Annotated in this window: 20 protein-coding genes and 1 pseudogene; 10 read left to right on the top strand and 11 right to left on the bottom strand. The window is 65.2% G+C overall.

What is annotated here, in order from left to right:
- Positions 1-33 precede the first annotated feature (33 nt).
- From ACQPW1_RS26885 to ACQPW1_RS26850, 8 genes are all read right to left on the bottom strand, one after another.
- Positions 34-753, bottom strand: coding sequence for an aspartate/glutamate racemase family protein (locus ACQPW1_RS26885; RefSeq protein ID WP_433654337.1), 720 nt, complete (start codon positions 751-753; stop codon positions 34-36).
- A gap of 10 nt (positions 754-763) precedes the next feature.
- Positions 764-2,071, bottom strand: a complete 1,308-nt coding sequence (locus ACQPW1_RS26880; RefSeq protein ID WP_433654336.1) for an NAD(P)/FAD-dependent oxidoreductase — start codon at positions 2,069-2,071, stop codon at positions 764-766.
- A 33-nt stretch (positions 2,072-2,104) separates the two neighbouring features.
- Positions 2,105-2,980: a family 3 encapsulin nanocompartment shell protein gene (locus tag ACQPW1_RS26875; RefSeq protein WP_433654334.1), complete on the bottom strand. Its 876-nt coding sequence runs from the start codon at positions 2,978-2,980 to the stop codon at positions 2,105-2,107.
- 43 nt (positions 2,981-3,023) lie between these two features.
- Positions 3,024-3,857 (bottom strand): SDR family NAD(P)-dependent oxidoreductase, encoded by an 834-nt coding sequence (locus ACQPW1_RS26870; RefSeq protein ID WP_433654332.1) that lies wholly within the window; start codon positions 3,855-3,857, stop codon positions 3,024-3,026.
- Positions 3,858-3,861: 4 nt separating this feature from the next.
- Entirely contained in the window at positions 3,862-4,818 is a 957-nt protein-coding gene (locus ACQPW1_RS26865) for a sulfotransferase (RefSeq protein WP_433654331.1), read from the bottom strand.
- Positions 4,815-5,984 carry an MFS transporter gene (locus tag ACQPW1_RS26860; protein ID WP_433654330.1) on the bottom strand — a complete coding sequence of 390 codons (1,170 nt, stop codon included), beginning with the start codon at positions 5,982-5,984 and terminating at the stop codon, positions 4,815-4,817. The genes ACQPW1_RS26865 and ACQPW1_RS26860 overlap by 4 nt, the downstream gene beginning before the upstream one ends.
- The gene (locus ACQPW1_RS26855) at positions 5,981-7,324 is read right to left on the bottom strand and encodes a DegT/DnrJ/EryC1/StrS family aminotransferase (protein WP_433654328.1); all 1,344 of its coding nucleotides are present in this window, start codon (positions 7,322-7,324) and stop codon (positions 5,981-5,983) included. The genes ACQPW1_RS26860 and ACQPW1_RS26855 overlap by 4 nt, the downstream gene beginning before the upstream one ends.
- A 339-nt stretch (positions 7,325-7,663) precedes the next feature.
- Positions 7,664-8,767 (bottom strand): IS630 family transposase, encoded by a 1,104-nt coding sequence (locus tag ACQPW1_RS26850; RefSeq protein WP_433654327.1) that lies wholly within the window; start codon positions 8,765-8,767, stop codon positions 7,664-7,666.
- Positions 8,768-8,991: 224 nt separating this feature from the next.
- Between ACQPW1_RS26850 and tnpC the strand changes: the two genes are divergently transcribed.
- The 3 genes and pseudogenes from tnpC (at position 8,992) to ACQPW1_RS26835 (ending at position 12,542) form a co-directional block, all read left to right on the top strand.
- Complete coding sequence (tnpC, locus tag ACQPW1_RS26845; protein ID WP_433654325.1) at positions 8,992-10,383, top strand: IS66 family transposase; 1,392 nt, start codon at positions 8,992-8,994, stop codon at positions 10,381-10,383.
- 598 nt (positions 10,384-10,981) lie between these two features.
- A pseudogene (locus ACQPW1_RS26840) lies at positions 10,982-12,079 on the top strand (DUF6119 family protein); the annotation flags it as partial.
- A 49-nt stretch (positions 12,080-12,128) separates the two neighbouring features.
- On the top strand, positions 12,129-12,542 hold the full coding sequence (locus ACQPW1_RS26835; protein WP_433654324.1) for a DUF6119 family protein: 414 nt from the start codon (positions 12,129-12,131) through the stop codon (positions 12,540-12,542).
- Between the two features lie 43 nt (positions 12,543-12,585).
- Here ACQPW1_RS26835 and ACQPW1_RS26830 read toward each other — a convergent pair whose 3' ends face one another.
- Positions 12,586-13,068, bottom strand: a complete 483-nt coding sequence (locus ACQPW1_RS26830) for a MarR family winged helix-turn-helix transcriptional regulator (RefSeq protein ID WP_433654323.1) — start codon at positions 13,066-13,068, stop codon at positions 12,586-12,588.
- A gap of 101 nt (positions 13,069-13,169) precedes the next feature.
- On the opposite strand from ACQPW1_RS26830, the gene ACQPW1_RS26825 reads away from it, so the two are divergent.
- The 4 genes from ACQPW1_RS26825 to ACQPW1_RS26810 all read left to right on the top strand — a co-directional run bounded on the left by ACQPW1_RS26825 (position 13,170) and on the right by ACQPW1_RS26810 (position 16,932).
- On the top strand, positions 13,170-13,928 hold the full coding sequence (locus ACQPW1_RS26825; protein ID WP_433665343.1) for a dioxygenase family protein: 759 nt from the start codon (positions 13,170-13,172) through the stop codon (positions 13,926-13,928).
- Positions 13,929-13,962: 34 nt separating this feature from the next.
- On the top strand, positions 13,963-14,523 hold the full coding sequence (locus ACQPW1_RS26820; protein ID WP_433654322.1) for a DoxX family protein: 561 nt from the start codon (positions 13,963-13,965) through the stop codon (positions 14,521-14,523).
- A 187-nt stretch (positions 14,524-14,710) separates the two neighbouring features.
- The gene (secY, locus tag ACQPW1_RS26815; RefSeq protein ID WP_433654321.1) at positions 14,711-16,030 is read left to right on the top strand and encodes a preprotein translocase subunit SecY; all 1,320 of its coding nucleotides are present in this window, start codon (positions 14,711-14,713) and stop codon (positions 16,028-16,030) included.
- Between the two features lie 41 nt (positions 16,031-16,071).
- Positions 16,072-16,932, top strand: coding sequence for a response regulator (locus tag ACQPW1_RS26810; protein WP_433654320.1), 861 nt, complete (start codon positions 16,072-16,074; stop codon positions 16,930-16,932).
- A 4-nt stretch (positions 16,933-16,936) separates the two neighbouring features.
- On the opposite strand, the gene ACQPW1_RS26805 is transcribed toward ACQPW1_RS26810, so the two are convergent.
- Entirely contained in the window at positions 16,937-18,376 is a 1,440-nt protein-coding gene (locus tag ACQPW1_RS26805) for a short-chain fatty acid transporter (protein ID WP_433654318.1), read from the bottom strand.
- A 381-nt stretch (positions 18,377-18,757) separates the two neighbouring features.
- On the opposite strand from ACQPW1_RS26805, the gene ACQPW1_RS26800 reads away from it, so the two are divergent.
- From ACQPW1_RS26800 to ACQPW1_RS26790, 3 genes are all read left to right on the top strand, one after another.
- Positions 18,758-19,936, top strand: a complete 1,179-nt coding sequence (locus ACQPW1_RS26800; protein WP_433654316.1) for a glycoside hydrolase family 76 protein — start codon at positions 18,758-18,760, stop codon at positions 19,934-19,936.
- Positions 19,937-19,967: 31 nt separating this feature from the next.
- On the top strand, positions 19,968-20,840 hold the full coding sequence (locus ACQPW1_RS26795) for a LysR substrate-binding domain-containing protein (RefSeq protein ID WP_433654314.1): 873 nt from the start codon (positions 19,968-19,970) through the stop codon (positions 20,838-20,840).
- Between the two features lie 103 nt (positions 20,841-20,943).
- The gene (locus tag ACQPW1_RS26790; protein WP_040738949.1) at positions 20,944-21,126 is read left to right on the top strand and encodes a 2-hydroxymuconate tautomerase family protein; all 183 of its coding nucleotides are present in this window, start codon (positions 20,944-20,946) and stop codon (positions 21,124-21,126) included.
- 63 nt (positions 21,127-21,189) lie between these two features.
- Here the strand turns inward: ACQPW1_RS26790 and ACQPW1_RS26785 are convergent, their stop codons facing one another.
- Entirely contained in the window at positions 21,190-21,792 is a 603-nt protein-coding gene (locus ACQPW1_RS26785) for a hypothetical protein (protein WP_433654312.1), read from the bottom strand.
- Positions 21,793-21,855 lie beyond the last annotated feature (63 nt).

Below are 21,855 nucleotides of genomic sequence, written 5' to 3'. Positions count from 1 at the left end.
TGCCCGCCGTGTTCGCGAATGGCAGGAGGACCCTCAGCGGGGGAAGGGGCGGTGGCTCAGGGTCCGGTGGACCATTTCGGTGAGCGTGACAATGTCGAAGACCGGGATGCCTAGGCGGTGTTGGATGGCGTGGCCGTAGGGGACCAGGTCGGTGCATTCGATGACGAGGGCACCCATGTCTGGGTTGGCGGCGGCTAGTTGGTCGATTTCGTAGAGGACCTCTCGGCCGAGGCGGTCGGGGTCGAGGATGGTGCGGCGGCCTTCGAGGATGACCTCGCGGAACTCGGGTTGTGCGTCCATTCCGGCGATGCAGATCGGGACCGAATCGGCGCCGATCGCCTGTAGGTGGCGGTGGGTGAGGGCGGCTTTCTTGGCGACTAGTAGGCCGACTTTGCGGTCGGCGGCGAGCATGCGGTGCACCATCGGTACCTGGATCAGGCTGGAGCTGTACAGCGGGATTTGCACGGCGTCGGCCAACTGCTGTTGGAAGATGACGAGGAAGCCGCATCCGCTGGTAATCGCCGCTACGCCGCGTGCTTCGAGCTCCTTGGCGGCGATGATGAATGGCTCGAGGAGGGTCGGATCCGCTTCGGTCACCATCCGCTGCGGGGTCGCGCCGTGCACTACTTGGTAGACGACCGGAAAGTCGAAGGTTGTTCGATTGCGGATATGGCCCGGGATTTTGGTGAATGCGGTGTCGAGGCAGAGGACACCGATTGTGGTGTCGCCCTTGACACCTGGGTTTTCGATCACTGGTGACGCCTTAGAGAATTGAGCTGCCGAAACGGTCCGGCCGCAGCGGAGCCGGGTCGGTGGTTGGTTGTTGTCCTGCCAGGATATGGCTGATGAGTTCGCCACCGGCGGGCGCGAGCCCCATGCCGATATGGCCGTAGCCGACCGCGATCAACATGTTGCGCAAACCGGTGCGGCCGATCAGCGGCACTCCGTCCGGCGTGCAGGGGCGCAGACCACTCCATGTCTCGCGGGTCTGCGTTTCTTCGAGTTCGGGCAGGTATTCGCTGACGGTCCGCAGCATTCCCCGCACGCGCCGTTCGGAGATGGCCCTGCTCATTCCGGTCAGCTCGAGTCGTCCGCCGATGCGCAGGCGGTCGCCCAGCGGCACCATCGCCATTCGGCCCTCGCTCAGCAACACCGGCCGACTGGGCCCGCTGGGCGGCATATCCATGGTGACGCTGTATCCCTTGATCGGTTGCAGCGTCAGGCCGACCCCCGCCAAGCGAGCGCACTCGGTCGACCACGCGCCCGCGGCGACGACCACGTCGCGGGGGCGGAAATCCCCGCGATTCGTATGCAGCCGTTCGACTTTCCGCGCGGAGACCTCGAAACCGGTCACGTCGGTGTGCTCGCAGATCTCGACCCCCATTTCCCGCAGCACCCGGCCGAATTCGACGACGAACTCCGGCACGTGCAGATAGGCACCTTCCGGGCTGTACAGGGCGCCATGGATATCGAAACGAGTCTTCGGCTCGAGCTCATCGAGTTCCCCCGCACCGAGGACCCGCAGCGGTACACCATTCGCAACGGTTCGCGGCACAACCCGACTGGCATCCGCGAAACCCTGCGCGGTCTTGAAGGTCAGCACAATCCCCGGCGACTCGAAAGTTGCAGCGATACTGGGTGATTCACACAGTTCGAGCAGTATCTCGAGACTGCGTTTCTTCATCCCGACCAACGCGCAGAAACCTGCCGCAGCTGCAGTCGCCGAGCAAGCGCGCCCGAAATGCCCCAACCAGCGCAGCAATTCGCGATCAGCCCGCAGCTTGACGTAGAACGGCGCATCCACACTCAGCATGCCGAGAGCACGAAGCGAACGCATACCCGGTTCAGCCAGCGGCGCGGCGCCATGCGTGCCGACGAAACCCGTATTCCCGTACGAACACGACTGCGGCCCACCGAGCGCGCCACGCTCGAGCACAGTGACCGAGGCCCCGCCCCGCCGCAGGTGATAGGCGCAGAACAGCCCGGCGACCCCGCCGCCGACGACCACCACATCCGGGTCGCTGTATTCACCCACCCCGCCGGCTTCGCCGGCTGCCGTCCCCTCGGGCACGGGAGCCGCCCCTTCACTCGTCACAGATCCGACCTACACGGTCACGACGAAGAAGTTGGTCGGTAGGTTGACCACGACGCGCTCGTAGATCTCCGCCATGACCGCCGCACCCGGCTCGGCGAACGTCCCCGGCGGCGGCTCGGCGAACCGGATCACCGAACGTCCGGCATCGAAAAGCTGTGCGCCGTGGCCGAAGTCGCCGACGATCGCACTCCCTGGTTCGACCAGACGGGTGCGGCAGATGAACACGCCGTTCTGCTCGAGGTCCTCCATCAGTCGGCTGGTACCCATGGCGCGGTAGTAGTCGACCGGGTTGATGATCAGACCGTCGGCGGTGCCGCCCATCTGCTCGACTTCGTTGCAGGCCCACAGGATCGTCGAGGCGAAGGGTCCGGGATCGGTTATCCGTGCGATGCCGGGGATGTTCAGCAGGCCACCCTCGCCGCTGATGATCGTGTAATTCTCGGCGGTGCAGAGCCGGACGATCAGGCGGTAGTTGATGAACGACTCGAAAGTCTCCGGGTCCTCCCACATTTCGGGTGGCACCTGAACCCAGGCGGTGGTGGTGAGGAGCTCCGGGATCGGCGACTTGTGGAACCGGCTGGCCAGTTCGCGGCGAACCTCGGCCCCATCGATGGGCGCGTCGTCAGCGCTGGGTGCGCTCTCGTGCCAGTAGAACTGGCGCGGATCACGGGACAGGTCAATGGCTTTGAGCGCATTTCGTGCGGGGTAGCGCGGTTTGCGCCGCGAGCTGGTGAGCGTGTCGGTGATGGTCACGTCGTACTCGACCGACGCGTCGAGCCCGTCCTTTGCGCAGGCCTCGACGAACATCCGCCCCGGCGACAGCTCCTTCTTACGATCCGAAACGACCTGGGCCAGGGTCTCTTTGATGCCATCTGTCTTCAGCATGTGGTGATTCCTTCCATGTCATCGGCAAGGGTGCCGAGACGGTTCACTCCGATTCCGCGTGCACGTCGGCTTCCCAGGGCAGATGCGCCGACGTCGGTCCGAGCACGCTCGCACCGCCGTCGACCAGCTGGACCGTGCCGGTGATATACGAGGCCCGCGTGCTCGCCAGGAAAGTGGCCACCGCGGCCATCTCCTCCGGACGGGCGATCCGTCCGACAGCCGTGTGCGTGCCCATCGCGTCGAACTGCGCTTCGATTCCGCCGTCGGTAGCTCGTTGCGCCGCAACACGTTCCAGCAGGGGAGTGCGGGTCGCGCTCGGTGCGAGCACGTTCACCGTTACACCGTCCCGGCCCACCTCGGCGGCGAGCGACTGGGCGAACCGGACGATGGCCGCGCGGGTCACCCCGGACATCGCCAGCCCGCTGATCGGGACGCTCGCCGTCTCCGATGCGACGAAAAGCACCCGGCCCCAACGAGACTCTCTGAGGTGGGGCAACGCGGTGAGCGCCACATCGACAGCGGGCATCAGCACCCCGTCGACCGCGGCCCGGTAGTCCGATATCGCGAAGGTCGCGGCATTGCCGGTCGGCGGACTGCCGCCGCTGATGACGACGATGTGCAACCCACCGAACTCGGCGGCGACCTCGTCGATCCAGTGATGGGTCGCCGCGCTGTCGGCGATATCCACGCTCGTCGCGTGCACACGCCCGCGCGCAACCTCTTTGACCGCCCGCTCCGCCGCCGCGAGCCGCCCGGGATCACGCGCGCCGATGGCGACGTGCGCACCCTCGGCGGCCAGCTCGCGGGCCACTGCCAGGCCGATGCCGCTCGATCCGCCCGCTATCAGCGCGACTTTGTTCTCGAGTCCTAGATCCACTCCGCTAGCCCCTTCCCTTCGAGTCGGCAGCGCCGAACTCGTATCCGTAGCGGCGCGTGAGGGGCCACGACAGTGCCGCGACCGTCCGCTGTGCCGACTGCGGCAGCCCGGTCCGCCAGGAGTCGTCGGACGGACGGATGACGGTGGCACCGATGTTGAACCGGTCCGGATTCCCGGTGACTGTGTGATTGGTGTGCAACTCGACCGTTCGATCGGTGACCGGGTTGCCGGCCGGATCGCTCTCTATCAACCGCAGTAGTTGGTCGATCGTGCCCGCCGGATCGGCGATGAAGTCCTCGTACCGCAGGAACATCGACCGTTCCGGATAACGCTTGGTGATCGCGTGCGCGGCGAGATTGAAGCCGGTCCAGTAGCCGGTACTCTTACCCGGACCCATGGCGTACACGTATTCCTTTGGCTTGCTCCATGATTGGGCTACCGCCCGAGGATCGCGGACCACATGGACGTAATACGGCGTGATGCCGTCGAGACGTTCGAGCAACGCCGATTCGCCCGGCATCTTCGAGGTATCGATGATCACCCGCGAATCGCTGCGCTTCGCGATGGCCTGATAGACATCGGTCATCAGGGCGGCATGCGCTCGGAGCTGCTCGCTGTGCAGGCCGCGGAGCAGCCGCCAGGTGTGCCTGGTCCGAACACTGCCGAGCTGACGCCGGATGACCGCGTCGGCGTGCTCCACCAGGGTGGTTCCCGCCGGTTGTCCGACCGGCAGGATCGCGGACCAGATCGGGCAGTCGACCAGCTTTCGCCCGCAACCGCAGTCCTCGTTCACGCCCCGCTGCGCCGCGTTCTTCCACAGGAAGTGCAGCTCACCGACGTGGAAGAAGCCCGGAATCTCGTTGAGGATGTTGCCGATGATGGTGCTGCCGTTGCGGCACCAGCCGGTGATGCACAGGACCTTCAGCGGTTCGGCGCCGGTGTCCGATGGTGAGTTCGTCATCCGTTGATCGCCTTCTCCGTGGTCACCGCTTGCCGGATCGTCATGGCCAGCACCGAGGCCGCGAGTGCGCAGGCCGCGCCGACCACGAAGACGGCGGGGTAGCCGAACCCGGTCGCGATCGCACCCGTCGCCGGGCCCCAGACGAACAGGCCGAGATCCCAGAACGAGGTGTACGCGCCGAGAGCGGCTCCCTGCTTGGAGCTTTCGGTGTTGTTCATGACCATCAGGGCCAGCGAGGGGTGCAGTAGCGAGAACCCGACCCCCATGACCACCGCGCCGAGCACCGCAATCGGCAGATTCGGCGCCCAGGCGATGATCAGCAGCCCCGCGGCTTCGCCTGCGCCACAACAGGATGCGACCCGGCGCGGTCCGAGCTTGTCCGGCAGATGCCCGATGACCAGGCGGGTGCCCGCGTACACCGCGCTGAAGGTGCTCAAAACGATGACGCCCGAGTCGATTCCGCGTTCTTGCAACCCGGTGATGACGAACGCGGCCAGGCCGACGTAGCCTGCGGCCCCGAGCGCAAGGCCGAGACCGGGCAGCACGGCGGGCCGCAGCAGCAGTCCACGGCCACCGCCGGACGGCTCGACGTGCGGTTGCGGCGGGACGATGCTGATCAGGACGAGGCCGACGAGCGGCGCGATGGCGCAGAAGGCCCACACCGCATCAATGCCGAAGTGCCGCAACACCGCTCCGAGTGCGGTGCCCAAGGAGATGCCGCCCCACATGGCGACGCCGTAGAGCCCGATCACCTGGCCGCGACGGTTGTGCGGCGCCAGCGTGACGGTCCAGACCGCGCCCGCGGTGAACAACGCGGCCTCGCCGACACCGACCAGTAGGCGCACCGCCATCAATCCGGCCAAACCGATCGGCAGGAAGTACAGCAGCCCACCCGCCGCGATGGCGAGGGCACCGAACCGCATGACGGAGCGATGCCCGTAGCGGTCCGCCAGCCCGCCGAAGATCGGCCGGGTGAGCAACGCGGTCAGCGCGGTGGCCGTAACCGCGAGGCCTACCGCGAGATCGCCCGCGCCGAACTGGTCCCGAACGTGGGCGGGCAGCACCGGGATCGCCGCGGACAGTCCGAGATATCCGCAGAACAGCCCGCCGAACACCCCGGCAAGCGCCAGGCGTGGGAACGCTCCTGTCTCGGAGGGTGCCGTCATCGGTGCCCGGCCCAGGCGGAACTGGCGCCTTCATCGGTGGTTGTGGCGAGCGCGCCGACGACCTTGCGCACCGCCGCGACGAGTTGGTCGCAGTCCGCCTCCGACAGCGTCGAGGAGAGCGGAATGTCCACTGCCCGTTGCAAATAGCGCGTGGCGTTGGGCAGCAGCTCCTTGATCGCCGCGGTCTCCATGCCGGGGAACATGAACCGCCAGTTCCAGAAGGCCCGGATGTTGGTGTCGGCGTCCGAGCCCAGGTTGCGTGCCTCGATGCCCTCGTGGCACAGTGCTCGCGCGAACCACTGCGCGGCTCCGACGGGCACCAGGAAGATGAACGCCTCGCCCAGGTAGGCGCCGGGTGCCACCGGCCGCCGGATGTGCATCCCGGCGATATCGGCCAGTGCCGTTGCGACGTAGTCGTAGTTGCGCCGGAAGGCGGCCAGCCGAATCGGCAATCTGTCGAGCTCGGCGCGCAGCAGCGCGGCCCGGATCTCGTCCATCCGGAAACTGAGCAGCGGCAGATCCAGATCGGTGGCGATCGGTGGCTCGCCGTCCGGGAAATGCCGGCGCAGCCGGCCCTCGTAGGCGCCGGAAAGCACGGTGGCGCGGGCGAACAGGGAGCTGTCGTCGGTGAGCAGGAAGCCGCCCTCGCCGCTGTTGAGCGCCTTGTCCGACTGGGTGCTGAACGCACCGGCCAGGCCGAAGGTGCCGAGTTTGCGGCCGTCCAGTTCCGCGCCGAGTGCGGGGACCGCGTCCTCGAATACCGGTACACCCATTTCATCGGCGAAATTGATCAGCGCGGCCATATCGCCGGCGAAGCCGCGCATATGCACGACCATGATGGCTTTGACTTCCGGAGTCCACCGGCTGCGTAAGTCGGCGACGTCTAAATGGAGGTTTTCGTCCACATCGACGAGAAATGGCTGACAACCTGCGAGGATTATCGCGCTCGGGGTGGCGGCGAAAGTAAATCCGGGACAGGCGATCAAGCTGCCGGGTTCGATACCCGCGGCCATAATGGCCAGCGCCAGTGCGGTGGTGCCGCTCGAGGTGGCCAGTGCGTGTTTGCATTCGAAGTATCGGCACAACTGGGCCTCGAACTGGGCGCACTCGGTCTCGTGGGCAGGCCGGTAGTCGTATCGGAAGTAGAGGTGGCTGCGGATCGCACGCAGGGCTGCAGCCTCGTCATCAGGGTGAACGCACACCGCACCGCGGTCGTAGGTCGGCCACGGTTCCTGTCGAACGGGATTCCCACCGTCCAAGGCCAATCGCGAATCGGCGACAATCTGTGCCTCGCGCAACTGCCGATTTGCTGCTGAATGGTCGACGTCGTTGTCCGCCATCGTAATTACCTACCCAACTACCCGTAAAGCTCGGCGAGTCATTGCTCGCATCGTCTGTCGAGTTCCGAGGGAAGTCAACAGAGCGTTTCGCCAAACGGTACACCGAGACTTCATTTCGGATACCCGAAATCGATTGCTCGGCAATGACATCGGATCTTGGGGCTTGCCTGAGATCAACTTGTGCGATTGGACGAAGAATGGTCGGCGTGCGTGGCGCTGATGCGCCAGAGCACAAAAGGACTGTAGCGTGAGCCTGTGACCACGTGTAATGCGGAGGATTGCCCGGGCTTCACAGTCGAGTCCGCGCTCGGGCGCTAGTGTCTCGTGATTCTGATGGCGTTACTTCCCGTTGTTGTCGACGAGCTTCTTGATGTTGGTTTGAGTGAGTCGGACCTTGGCGAGGATCTCGTCGGTGGTCGCGGTCCATTCGAAGGGCTTCGGGTCGGTGTTCCAGTGAGTGATGTAGTCACGGATCTGTGTGACAAGGACTTTCACCGAACTGAAGGTGCCACGGCGGATCGACTGGCGGGTGATAATGCCGAACCAGATTTCGATCTGGTTGATCCACGACGATCCGACCGGGGTGAAGTGGAACTCCACGCGCGGGTGGGCCTCGAGCCACTTCACCACCGCGGGTGTGGCGTGGGTGGACAGGTTGTCGAGCACGATGTGGATGTCCTTGCCACGGTGTGGCTTGACGGCCTTGTCGAGGAACGCCACGAAGTCGGCGCCGTTGCGGGTCGGTTTGCATTCGCCGTAGACGCGCCCGGTGCCGATATCGAGGGCGGCGAACAGGTTCGTGGTGCCATGGCGCACGTAGTCGTGGGTGCGTTTCTCGGTCACCCCGAAGCAGATCGGCAACACCGGCTGAGTCCGATCCAACGCCTGCACCTGCGTCTTCTCATCGATACTGAGCACCACCGCGCCACCGGGCGGATCGAGGTAGAGCCCGACGATGTCGGCGAGCTTGTCGGCGAAGGCCGGATCGCGACTGAGTGTGAACGTGCCGTGGCGGTGAGGCTTCAATCCGGTGTCGCGCCAGAGTTTGGCCACATAATGCCACGACACCGACACGCCCTCGGTACGCGCGATGAACTTCACCATCTCCCGGCTCGACCACTGCGACAACCCGGCCGGCGGACTGGTACGCGTCGCCGCGAGAATCCGGGCGCGAATCCGCGCGGGCACCTGCTCGCGCCCGGCCCCACGCTTGTGATCAAGCAGCCCGGCGATACCGTCGGCCTCGTACCGGGCCAGCCACGCATCGACCGTCGGCCGCGACACCCCGGCCAGCGCCGCGATCTCGGTCTTGCGCCGATTCTCCGCGCGCCACAACACGATCCGCGCCCGAGTACCCACTGACGCAGCCACATCCGGGCTGTTCACCAGTCCCCGCAACGCCGCTACCTGATCCGCCGTCAACTCCACTCCGACAGTAAACACGACACTGAATCATCCTGTAAGACAATGAGAATCACGAGACACTAGCTCCGCAGGAATGTCCTCCGCCGGAATGGTGAGAATCCAAGCGTGGGCGCTGTCGTCGTGGGCCAGACTCAACGGGCGATCGAGGGGTAACCATTCAGCCTGTGCGACTGATGGTTTGAGTGGTGTGGCGGCTTGACTATGGGCCCGGCTACTGGTCAGCTTGCTGGGTGTCCGATCCCGTGCCCACTGTTGAGCAACTGCTCATGGTTGTGGCCGAGCAGGCGCGGTTGATCGGGGAGTTGCAGGCCAGGATCGTTGAGCTCGAGCGGCAGTCGAAGCAGAACTCGAAGAACTCCAACCGTGCGCCCTCTGGTGATCGGTTGAACCGCAGCCTGTCTCGTGCCCAGCAGCGCAAGGCTGGTCGTAAGCCGGGCAAGCAGTCCGGCGATCAGGGTGTCACGTTGCGTCGCAAAGAGATTGCCGATGATTCCTGCGATTACGTGCCGGGTGCGTGTGGTAGTTGTGGCGGCGGTCTGGCTGGTCGAGAGTCGGTGAAAGTGGCTGCGCGGCAAGTGGTCGACATTCCCGAGGTGATCGCGGCGTCGGTGTTCGAGCACCGCCTGCACTCGGTGCGGTGCGGGTGCGGTCATGTCACCGCGGCGACGGCCCCGGACGGGGTGAGTGCACCGGTTCAGTACGGCCCGAATCTTCGGGCGTTGGCTTGCTATCTCGTGGTATATCAGCATGTTCCGGTGGCGCGGGCCGCGGAGTTGATCGCGGATGTGACCGGGGCGCGGCCGTCGACGGGGTGGATCAGTTCGGTGATCGCCGCGACCGGTGAGGCACTTGCCGACACCGACGCGTTGATCCGGGCGCAGTTGATGGCGGCGTATCTGCTGCATGTGGATGAGACCTCGATCAATGTCAACGGCTCGAAGATGTGGCTGCACGTGGCCTCGACCGCGACGTTGACCGCCTATTTCCTGCACAAGTCCCGGGGACGGGTCGCGGTGGATGAATTCGGGATCCTGCCCGGCTATACCGGTGTGTGCGTGCATGATTCGCTGTCGGTGTATGACGGCAAGGACTACGCTGGCGCCGTCCACGCCTTGTGCGAGGCGCACATCGCGCGAGAGTTGGTCGCCGCCGGTGAGGCCGATCCGTCCAACGCCTGGCCCACCGCGGCGCTGGACGCGTTGTACGGGCTCAACACCGCCGCCCACCAGGCACGAGCGCTGGGCCGGTCGGCCATCGCGGCCGAGGTCCTCGACCCACTGCTGCACCGGTGGCGCCATGCGGTGTTGTGCGGGTTGTCCGATAATCCCCGTCGCGCCGGCCTGAAACAGTCCAAGACCCGGAACCTGTTGACCAGGTTGAAGTCCCGCGAGGACGAGGTGTTGCGCTTCGCCCGCGACTTGCAGGTCGGCTTCACAAATAATCAGGCCGAGCGCGATCTTCGACCCGTCAAAACCCAGCTGAAGATCTCAGGCTGCCATCGCTCGAGCGACGGGGCACGAGCGTGGCTGCGAATCCGCAGCTACATCTCCACCATGCGCAAAAACGGCGCCCCCATCCTGGATGGTCTCCACGCCACCATCAGCGGAAACCCTTGGAACCCAGCCACAGCCTGAATGGTTACATCGAGGGAGACCATACCCATCTGTCCCGGTGCCAGCATCGCCGCGCCTTCGCCCTGGGCGAGCGCTATCCGCCCGTGCAGCGGGACCACGAGTCGCGCGCTGCGGTCGTCGTCGTTGCGGAGATGGGCCGGGGTCCGCTGATAGCGGATGCGTCGGGATTCGAACTCGACCAGTTGGTATGGGCCGCACCGTTGCACCTCGGTTCGACCAGCGAAATCTCTATGTTCTCCGAAATCGAACCGCAATTCCCCGTGGTTCATCCGAACATGACGTGTCCAATAGTCTGCTCGGTCCGCGTCGGAGACTTGGAACGTTGAGAACGTTTGTCTCTGATACTCCGGGTCGGTCACGGAATGCCCCTCCTGCGCAAATCCGGTGCGAAGTGTGCGCAGATCCGGTCGCGCCGAATCTGGTTCTCCCCCTAGCCTTTGCGTGAAGTTACGAATAGCACATCGGCTCGACCTGCCGCAAGAGGGGACACGATCGTTCGAGTGGCTCTCCGGTGTCTCGGCAATCGCGTGCCAATTCCGTCGATCGAGCGGTCGGCCGATTCTTGTCGCGTTTCATTAGGAAGGAACAGTTCTTACTCATGCGAGTGAACGTGTATCTACTGCGCGAGCATGCGGATCTCTCTTCGGAGAGTCTGCGGCAACCCAACGGATGCCAGGAGCGTCCACTGGTTCCTGCCGGGGGTGGGGTGCGGTGGAGACCGTTCGTCTGTCAAGGGTGTGACAAGCCGGTGTGCTGGCACGACTGTCTCGTGCCCTTGTTCGGTCAGGACGAAGATGACGGGCCGATTGCCGGCCGGTCGGCCGGAGCGGTGTTGCTCGTCGAGGCACACACTCGACAGTTCGCGATAACTTTCGGACACGGCCTCCAGGTGATCGATAAGTCCCTGATCGAACAGGATTTCGGGTTGAAGGTGGCGGCGAATTCGATTGACCCGGACCGGGTCGACCTGCCGACACATTACGAGGCTTTCGCGCTCGGTCTGCTTTCCGATGAGGAATGGATCAGCAGGTTCGGCGGAGAAGTCGAGATCCCCGGTTTCGTCAAAACTGTAAATGGTTCCGATGCCCTGCAATTGAATGTCGACAGCTTCGGCTTCGGGGCGTTGTCGGAAATGCTTGGAAAGGTGCTGGAGCTCTACGGATCTGACGACTACACCTCGATCTTCCCGTTCTTGGACTACTTCCGACGGGAAACCGATAAAGAGAAGATCGCCGAGCTGGATACTTGGATCGCCGAGGCGATGCGGGACCGGGACCGTGCCATCGGATTCGCGCTGCCCGACGACACCGACCTCGCCGCGGACATGTTCCGGCTGTCGCGCCGTCACGCGGGCGCGACAGTGTCGGAACTACTGGCAGATGATGTCCACTCCGCGATAGACGACGTTGATGGGTGGGCCGACCCGCTCAATACAGTCAAGGTTCAGGCGTTCGATCTCGGCGGGAAGCCGCTCAATGAGCTGGAGCCGTTACGGAACTATGTCGTTGGTTCCGCCAAAAGCATCCGCAATGGCCACATTCAGGACTACGCACTCACTGCGGGAGCTTGGATTCGGATCAACAACGACTACGTCGACCTGGTCAATCGATACATGCGCGACAACATTGTCGATATGACGAACGATCTGGAACTACCGCCCTGGGACGACCAGTTCCTGCTCGACAATGTGCCAGGGAAACACGGCGAGGAACGTTATAGCAACTGGCTGGGACAAGAGCTCACCGATGCGATCTGTCCTCGATCGACAGCTCTACCGTGGTCGGCCCGGGACGAACATCGAAGTTTGCGACGTGCTGACGCGGGACAAGAAGTTGCTGTGCGTCAAACGGATGGACGGATCGGACAAGATGAGCCATCTGTTCCAGCGAGGTTCGATGTCGGCTCGGATGTTGTTGGACGACAACGACTATCGGGAGCGGGTCATGGGCGGCCTGCATCGCCTCGACCCTTCGGCCGAGTTCGGATCGGCCGGCGAGTGGACAGTGGTCTACGCGATCGCGACCGGCAAGGAAGGCGATCTCGGGGAGATCATGTACTTCTTCTCGCGGGCCGCACTGAAGATGCACGGTGCAGCGGTCGGTGGAAGAGGCTTCAAGGTTGCGATCGCAAAGATCAGGCATACCGCAATCGCGAAGTGAGCTGTGGGAAGCCCTTGCCGACGGACCGGTCAGGGCTTTCGGCTCAGAGCGGGGTTGGCGGTAGGCGCGAGGGGGTGCGAAGCCTGTCTGCGACCTCGCCGAGGCCGTCCGCGATGGCGGTGAGCTGCTCGGGGGTCAGGACGTCGATCAGGACTTCGCGTACCAGGGTGACGTGGCCGGGTGCGGCGGCTTCGAGTTTGCGGAGGCCGGTGGGGGTGATGGTGGCGACGATGCCGCGGGGGTCGTCGGGTGATGGGCTGCGGCGGACGAAACCGGCCTTCACCAGCTGGTCAATTTGGTAGGTGAGGCCGCTCTTCGAGGTGAACAGGGCTGCGGAGAGTTCGGTCATCCGGAGTTCGTTGTCCGTGGCCCTGGCCAGTCGAACGAGCACCTCGTACTGGGTGTGCGACAGGTGGGCCTCGTCCTTGAGCTGCTGTTCGATCCGCCGGTTCAGCAGCGCCGTCGCGGCGAGGAACGCCTCCCAGGCGCGCATCTCTTCGTCGTCAAGCCATCGCGGCTCGGCCATCGACCCACCCTCTCGAGGTTGTTCAAATTCGAACAATAACCTACCATCGAGAGAGATGTTCAAATTTGAACTACCTGGAAGGATTGGCGAGAGTGATGCGGATGCCCGTGGTCTATCTGTCGCATGGCGCGCCGCCGCTGGCCGATGATCCGATCTGGCCGGGCCAGCTGGCCGCGTGGTCGGCGGAGCTGCCCAAACCCGAAGCGGTGCTGATGATTTCGGCGCACTGGGAGGACGCGCCACTGGCTATCGGTGCGACGACCACGATTCCGCTGGTCTACGACTTCTGGGGCTTCCCGCAGCACTACTACGGGGTGACCTACCCCGCGCCCGGCGCGCCGGAACTGGCCGACGACGTGCGCGGATTGCTGCGCGGACCGGGCATGTCGGTGCACGACGTGCCCGATCGCGGACTCGACCACGGTGCCTATGTGCCGCTGGTGGAGATGTATCCGAACGCCGACGTGCCGGTGCTGCAGATATCGATGCCGACGCTGGACCCGGCGGGTCTGTTTGAGGTCGGCCGCAAGCTCGCACCGCTGCGCGACCAGGGTGTGCTGATCGTCGGCAGCGGCTTCTTCACACACAACCTGCGGGCGCTGAATTCGGACGGATCGGTGCACCCGGTGATGACCGAGTTCGACGAATGGGGTCGGCACGCGCTCGACGCGGGCGACATCGATGCCCTGCTCGACTTCGAACACAAAGCTCCCGCAGCGCAATTGGCGCATCCGCGGACCGAACACTTCGCGCCGCTGTTCGTTTCACTCGGCGCCGCCGAGGCAGACCTGGCCATGCAGCGCAGCGTGATCGACGGCTTCTGGCTCGGCCTCGCCAAACGCTCCATCCAATTCGGCTGAATCCGGTCGACCGCACCACCGAAAGGAACATCAGATGAGTTACACCGCAACAACTTCGCGCTCCGAATCCACCTCTGCTCCGATCGAGACGACCGGGCATGCCGCGACCCCGCATGCCTACGACGCCGGACTGCTCCTGCTGCGCATCGCGGTCGGGCTGACCATGGCCGCGCACGGTGCGCAGAAGCTGTTCGGCTCGTTCGGTGGCGGCGGCCTGGACGGGACCGCGAAGTTCTTCACCAGCAAGGGCTATCCGGCCGGTGAGGCGATGGCCCTGGTCGCCGGTGTGACCGAAACGTTCGGCGGGCTCGCGCTGGCGATCGGACTGCTCACGCCGCTGGCGGGTGCCGCTGTGGTCGGCACGCTGCTCAACGCGCTCGCCGTCAAGGGCATGGGCGCCCTCTTCGCGCCCAAGGGGGTCGAGTACGAGCTGATCCTCACCGCGGCCGCCGCGACCATCACCCTGACCGGACCCGGCCGCTACGCCGTCGACCGCTTCGTGCCCGTATTGCGCGCGCACCGTTTGATTTACGGCCTCGCCGCGATCGTGCTCGCAGTGCTCGCCGCGGGTGCTGTACTGGTGGTGCGCACCTAGTCACCGCGGTCGCATTTACCGTGCTCAGGTGACCATTCCCCCGATCGGGGGAGGCAGATGTCCGACTCTCGGGCGACGTGGACGGCTACGGATACTCCGTACCGTCGAAGGCCCTTGACGGGTTCGAATCCCTGTATTTCCAGTGGGATTCGCCCTGTCCTACCGCGTCGTTCGTCAGGAGGAGTTTGTGTTTTCCGCCGTGGTATCGGCTGTTCGGGCCCCGGACTTACGGCGGAAGATCCTCTGCACCTTGGGTTTGCTCGCGCTGTATCGGTTCGGCGCGATCCTGCCGTCACCCGGTGTCGACTTCGGGTCGGTTCGCGCCTGCATCGCGATCGTCTCCGGTGGTGAATCCGCCGGCATCTACCAGCTGATCAACCTCTTCTCCGGCGGTGCGATGCTGCAACTCTCGGTGTTCGCGATCGGCATCACGCCCTACATCACCGCGGGCATCATCATCCAGATGCTGACCGTCGTGATCCCGCGGTTCGAGGAACTGCGCAAGGAAGGTCAGACCGGCCAGACCAAGATCACGCAGTACACCCGCTATCTGTCGCTGGCGATCGCGGTACTGCAGGCGTCGACGCTGGTCGCGCTGGCCGCACGGGGTCAGCTGCTGCGCGGGTGTCCCGAGGACATCCTGGCCGACACCTCGCTGTTCGGCATGATCACCATCGTGCTGGTGCTGGCCGCGGGTGCGGCGCTGGTCATGTGGTTCGGCGAGTTGATCACCGAGCGCGGCATCGGCAACGGCATGTCGCTGCTGATCTTCGCCGGTATCGCGGCGCAGCTGCCGAGCCAGGGCAAGTCGATTCTGGACAGCCGGGGTCCGTTGATCTTCGCCGCGGTCTGTGTTGCGGTGTTTCTACTGATCATCGGCGTGATCTTCGTGGAGCAGGGGCAGCGCCGGATTCCGGTGCAGTACGCCAAGCGTGTGGTGGGCCGGAAGATGTATGGCGGCTCGTCGACGTATCTGCCGCTGAAGGTCAATCAGGCCGGGGTGATTCCGGTGATCTTCGCGTCCTCGCTGCTGTACCTGCCGCAGCTGCTCGTGCAACTGACCCAGCGCGGTTCGGGCTCGCAGTCCAAGTGGCAGGAGCTGATCCAGCGGTACCTGGTCAATCCGAGCAGCCCGGCGTACGTCGCGATCTACTTCGCGATGATCGTGTTCTTCACCTACTTCTACGTCGCGATCACCTTCAACCCGCAGGAGCGGGCGGATGAGATGCGGAAGTTCGGCGGGTTTCTGCCGGGCTACCGCCCTGGCAAGGCGACCGCGGACTACCTGACCTTCGTGCTGAGCCGAATCACCCTGCCCGGCGCCGTCTACCTCGGCGCGGTGGCCGTGCTGCCGAACCTGCTGCTAGGCATCGGTGCCTCGGGTTCGGCGCCGAGTCTTGCGTTCGGTGGTACCTCCGCGCTTATCGTGGTCAGCGTCGGACTGGATACGATCAAACAGCTCGAAAGCCAACTGATGAACAAAAACTACGAAGGGTTCCTGCGCTGAACATCCGGCCGGAAGCCGCATCGACCCATCCACTGCGCCGGGTGGCGTCGTCGGTGGTGCTCGCCATCACCGCGGCAACGCTCTCGGTCACCGGCGTGCCCACCGCCGCGGCGTCGACGAGCAGCGCGGTCGAGACGCATCAGCCGGTGGATTGTGACCGGCACTTCGATCGATCGCAGACCGATGGCACCAGCACCTCGCGCGCAACGATTTCGGTGTTGCTGGCCGACAATCACGCGGTGTTCCGGTCCGGTCTGCGCGCGGCGATCGGCGGGCAGCCGGATATCGAGTGCGTCGCAGAGGTCGACCACGGTATCGCCGCTATCCGGGAGATCGAGCGGCTGCGTCCGGACGTCGCCCTGCTCGACCTGGACATGCCAGGTCTGGACGGACCGGCCGCCATCGACTCGGTCGCGGCGCTCGGTGGCGCCACCCGGATCCTCACGCTCACCAGTTGCGATACCGATGAAAACCTTTATCGCGCACTGTGTCTGGGCGCGAGCGGGTTCCTCGTCAAAACGCTGCCGTCCACCGGCTTGATCTCGGCCATCCGGATGGCGGCGCGCGGTGACGCGTTGATCGATCCGAACCTGACCCGCCGCCTCGTCACCCGGCTGGCCACTGGGATCGAGCCGTTTCCCACCGCACCGGAGGTCGAGAACCTCACTGTTCGTGAGCATCAGGTGCTGCTGCTGATCGCGCAGGCCTATACGAATCCCGAGATCGCCGACGCGCTCGGCGTCGGCGAGCAGACCGTGAAGACGCATGTCTCGAATGTGCTTGCCAAGCTGGGTGTTCGGGATCGCGTGCACGCGGCCGTCTACGCGCACACTCGCCGGATCGTTCCCCGCGAAGTGAACCTCGCGGGGAACATGTTCCCGCAGTACAACATTCGGACCTGACGAGTTATGGGCTCGCGGGCATGATCGGCGGGACGAAGTCGAACGTCATGCCGAGCAGCCACACCAGCAGCAGTACCACCGGCAGGTGCAGGATGAACTGCAGGAACGTGAAACCGACGATGTCGCGCGCCCGTAGTTTGAGTATCGCCAGCAGCGGCAGCATGAAGAACGGGTTGATGAGGTTGGGCAGCGCCTCGGCCACGTTGTAGATCTGGACGGTCCAGCCGAGGTTCATGTGCACGTCGGTCGCCGACTGCATCACGTAAGGCGCTTCGACCAGCCACTTTCCGCCGCCGGACGGGATGAAGATGCCGAGCACCACGGTGTAGATGGCGATGACGATGGCGAAGGTGCCGCCGCCGCCGATGCTGGTGAAGAAGTCCGCGAGATGTGCGGAGACCGTCTGTCCGCCTCGGCCTTTCGCTTTGGTGAGGATCGCGGCCATGGCGGCGTAGAGCGGGAATTGGACGAGAATGCCCGCGGTGGCGGGTACGGCAAGGGTGACGGCCTGCAGGAACTTGCGTGGCGTTCCGTGCAACACCAAACCGAGCACGAGCGAGATCAGCAGGTAGGCGTTGAGGCTGCTGAGCACCGTGAGTGCGGGTTTGCCGAGGAACTGGTAGATCAACCAGCCCAGCGTCAGCAGACCGGCCAGGATCGGCAGGATGTGGCTGTATTCGAGCCATTCGCCCGGCCGTTCGCGCGGGGCCTCTTCCTCGGGCTGGTCGTCCAGGTCGACCTCCAGCTCCTCGGCGGTTTTGACGGCCTCGCCTTTCGGCGCCGAGAGATGGGCGATGACCACGGTCAGTGCCATGACGATGACGCACATGAGCAGGGACTGCCAGGTGAAGATCGTTTTCCCGAAGTCCAGGACGCCGGTGATCTTGAGCACGGCAGGCGGCAGCGAGCTCGGGGTGGCCTGCAACTGCGCGGCCGAGGACGACAGCCCCAGCGCCCACACCGCGCCCAATCCCATGAACGCCGCCGCGCCGAGCGCGCGATAGTCCACCCGCAGATCGGTGCGCCGGGCGATCGCCCTGGCGAGCAGGCCGCCGAAGACCAGGCTGAGTCCCCAGTTCAGGAACGACACCGACATGGAAAGCAGCGCAACGAAACTCACCGCGGTGGTGGCGGAGTTCGGCACCATGGCGAGCCGATCGATCAGCCGCGCGACCGGTGGGGAAGTGGCGACGACGTAACCGGCGAGCAGCACCATGGCCATCTGGAGCGTGAACGCGGTCAGATCCCAGAAGCCGTCGCCGAACGCGGTGGCCACTGTTTTCGGCGACGAGCCGTTGGCGAACGCGGCGAGGGCCACGATGAATACACCTACTAATGCGACGACATACGCGTCGGGGAACCACTTCTCCGTCCACCTGCCGAGTGACTGCGCGACCCGCGCGAGACCCTTTTCGGAACCGGTTTCTTCAATTGTGGACGTCATCTAACTGTTCCTCTACTTTCCCAACGCTGCCCGCACACGCGCATGTGACGCACCGCACACGGGTTCGGTTGGTCAGTATTAGTGCCCACCTGTGCGCAGACAAGGGGGAAATGCGCAGGTGCCATCTGCGAAAGTGCAGAAACAGTCGGTGTTCTGGGATGTCGGCCGACATTGATGCCCGAATTGGGGTCTCTGTCCGATCGTCGAAGCGTCCGATGTGCCGGGCTTCGTCGCGCCCGCAGTCATAGCCGATCCGGCTTATTGCCTATCGCCCGGCTTATCGCGGGCGTTCCATGGACGGCGCGTGAGCCCGCATGGGCGCGTTGCGATTTGCCTTGGGGGAGTGGCGGTTAGAGTCGCTCGGCGAAGGAGGTCGGATCGATGGATCGAGGCGGGGTCAGCAGGCGGGCGGTGCTGTGGGCTGCGGCCGGAGTTGGGTTCGGTGTTGCCGTTTCGCCCGCGCTTGCATCGGCCGCTCCGGAAGCGCAGGCAGCCGAGCGGGCGGGGCTTGCGGAGCAGGCAATGCTGGCGCGGCATCTGCGTCCGGTGTGGGGGTTGCCGGGCACGCTGCTCGGTGTGACTGCTTGGCCGCCGTCTCCGTTGGAGGAGGTGTTCGAGGAGTGGAACTACTGGTTTCAGGCGCACCTTCTCGATTGCGCGATCGATGCCACGCTTCGCGCTCCAGCGGCTGAGCGTAGTGACCGAGTTGCGGCGATCGTGCGCGGTATTCGCGCGCGCAACCTGACCGGCTGGACGAACCAGTACTACGACGACATGGCTTGGCTGCTGCTGGCTCTCGAACGGGCGGACCGCCAGCTCGGCGTCAGGTTCGCGGACAGCATTCACGACCTGCGGGCGGCCATCGACGAGGGCTATGACCCGGAGGTCGGTGCGATGCGCTGGCGCGTCGGCTCCGACTACTACAACTCGTGTACGAATGCGTCGACCGGTGTCGCTTTGGCTCGGCTGGGTGACCTGTCCCGCGCTACGCAGCTCGCCGATTTCCTCGATACTCGGTTGCGCGCCAACAACTCTGGTCTGATCGTCGACGGCGTCCACGAACCGGGCGCACGCGTCGAGCCCGCAGTTTACACCTACAACCAGGGCACGACCATCGGGCTGGAGACCGAATTGGCAACACGCACAGGTTCTTCCGAACAGCGTCGGCGAGCCGCCGCGCTGATCGCCGCGACCGGCGCCGGAATGACGAAGAACGGCGTCATAGTCGGCGCTGGTGGCGGTGATGGCGGGCTCTTCATGGGCATCCTCGCCCGCTACCTCGCGCTGGCCGCAATCACGTTGCGCGACAACACGGCCGCGCGCATCGTGCACGCCTCCGCCCAGTCGGCCTGGACGCACCGAGCCGACGTGAACGGACTCCCACTGTTCGGCCCGGACTGGTCCCAGCAGGCCACGGTGCCCGACCAACCGGAAACCCCACTGCATCTGTCGAACGGCAGAACGGCCGCATCGGCGAACCCCGCCCGCGATCTCTCCGTCCAACTCAGCGGCTGGATGCTGCTCGAGGCCGACTACCAGCTCACCGCCGCCGGGCTCTAGCGCAACCCCGTCGGCCCGTAGGGTCGGGCCGGTGGAATTGCGTCAACTCCGGTACTTCGTCACCGTCGCCGAGGAGCTGCACTTCGGGCGGGCCGCCGAGCGGCTGCACATCGTGCAATCGGCCGTCAGCCAGCAGGTTCGTCAGCTGGAACGCGAGCTGGGTGTCGAACTGTTCGATCGGTCGCCGCGCCGGGTCGTGCTGACGGAGGCGGGCGCGCAATTCCTGCCCGGCGCACGGGACGCACTGGCCGCGGCCGCCCGCGCGAAGGCGTCGATCACCGGGTTCGTCGCGGGCACCACGCTGCGACTCGGCACCAGCACCGGTCTGGGCGATCATCTGGATCGCATCCTGGAACGTCTGGCGCCGCAGGTGCGGGTCGAGACCGTGTCGGCGTCCACCCGTGCTCGCGTGGAACAGGTGCTGGACGGGCGGCTCGATGCCGCGTTCGTCCGCGGCCCGGTCGACCATCCCGGCCTGCGTCGCATCCCGGTGTGGGACGACCCGCTGCTGGTCGCGATCTCCGCGCGGCATCCGCTGGCCGATGCGGCGGAACTCGCGCTGGCCGACCTTGCGCCCTATCCGCTGCGGCTCACCGAACGTCGCGCCAACGCGCCGCTGGTCGACCTCGTCGTCGATGCCTGTCACGCGGCCGGATTCGAGCCGGTACCCGGACCGGTCAGCTCCGCGCTGTCGGACACCCTGGCCATGATCGGCTCGGACACCAGCTGGACCGTCGTCTACGCCGCACACGCGCGGCAGCTCCGCAGCACCAGGGTGGTGTTCAGTTCGCTTGCCGCGCCGGGACTTTCGCTGGACACCGCGCTCGTCGTGCGCAGCGCCGCAGCACCACCCGCACTGGAGATCCTGCTGGCCGCCTGCGAATTCGACGATCACGATCGGTGATCGCTGCGTGCGCGAACCGGCTCTTGGACAGGCAGGCGATGTGCAGCAGATTGATTGGTAGTTCCGCTCGATGCCACGAGCGGACACCGAGAAGGGAAACGCAATGCCGAACGTCATTGTCCAGCAGCTGCCCAAGACCGACGAAGCCAAGCGCGAGCTGGTCCGCCGGATCACCGACGCCTTCGTCGACGCCTACAAGTCGCCTGCCGAATCGGTGCACGTCTGGATCGAGGAGTACCCGGCCGACGGATACGCGGTCGGCGGAAAGTTCATCGCCGACAAGTAGTTCGGGTCAGCGCGACGCGACCCCGCCGGACATCGGCGGGGTCGGTCGCCAACGGTCATTCGGTCACCGTCGGCGCATATCGGCTGGCTTGCCGTGCCCGGCGGGCAACAGCAACAGGTGCAGCATGCCCGCCGCCGCGGTAATCAGCAGCGCACCGTCGAAGTAGTGAAAGGCCATGGCGCCGAGATAACTCGGCCCACCCCAGGCGTTGACGGTGAAGTTCGGATCGAGGCCACCGAGCACCTGCACCCCGATCCGGAACGGGCTGTACACGAGCAGCGCCAGCGGCAGGATGCCGAGCAGCAGGCGCAGCAGCGCGGTCGGGTGGTTCAGGATCGAACGCACCGTGCGCCCGAACCGTTGTGCGGCGGTGGTGCTGAGCGGAGCCAGCAGCATGCGGCAGAACGCGTCGATGCCGCGCCGACGAATTACGACGAAGACAAGGGCGGCAGCCAGCGCGAACAGCAGAACGTGCGCCCCCAACGCCGCCGTACCGTCGACGTGCGCCTCGTGCTCAGGAGACCGATCGAGATAGCTCACGCCACCGGTCACGACACCCGCCGCAAGGGAGACACCGGCAATGACGAGCAGCGGGCGCGACAGCCTGGGCCGGATGAGACCGTCGGAGTGCGCGCTGTGTGATCTGGACCCGGTGTATGTGTTCATGCCCCAACTTTGGCCCGCTGACCAGGGTGTTGTCGTCATCCTCAGGCCACGAGATCGGTCCAC

It is taken from the genome of Nocardia sp. CA-128927 (assembly GCF_050955855.1).
Taxonomy (GTDB): domain Bacteria; phylum Actinomycetota; class Actinomycetes; order Mycobacteriales; family Mycobacteriaceae; genus Nocardia.
Note: the sequence above shows the minus strand (reverse complement) of the source record. Positions and strands in the feature narration are given on the sequence as shown.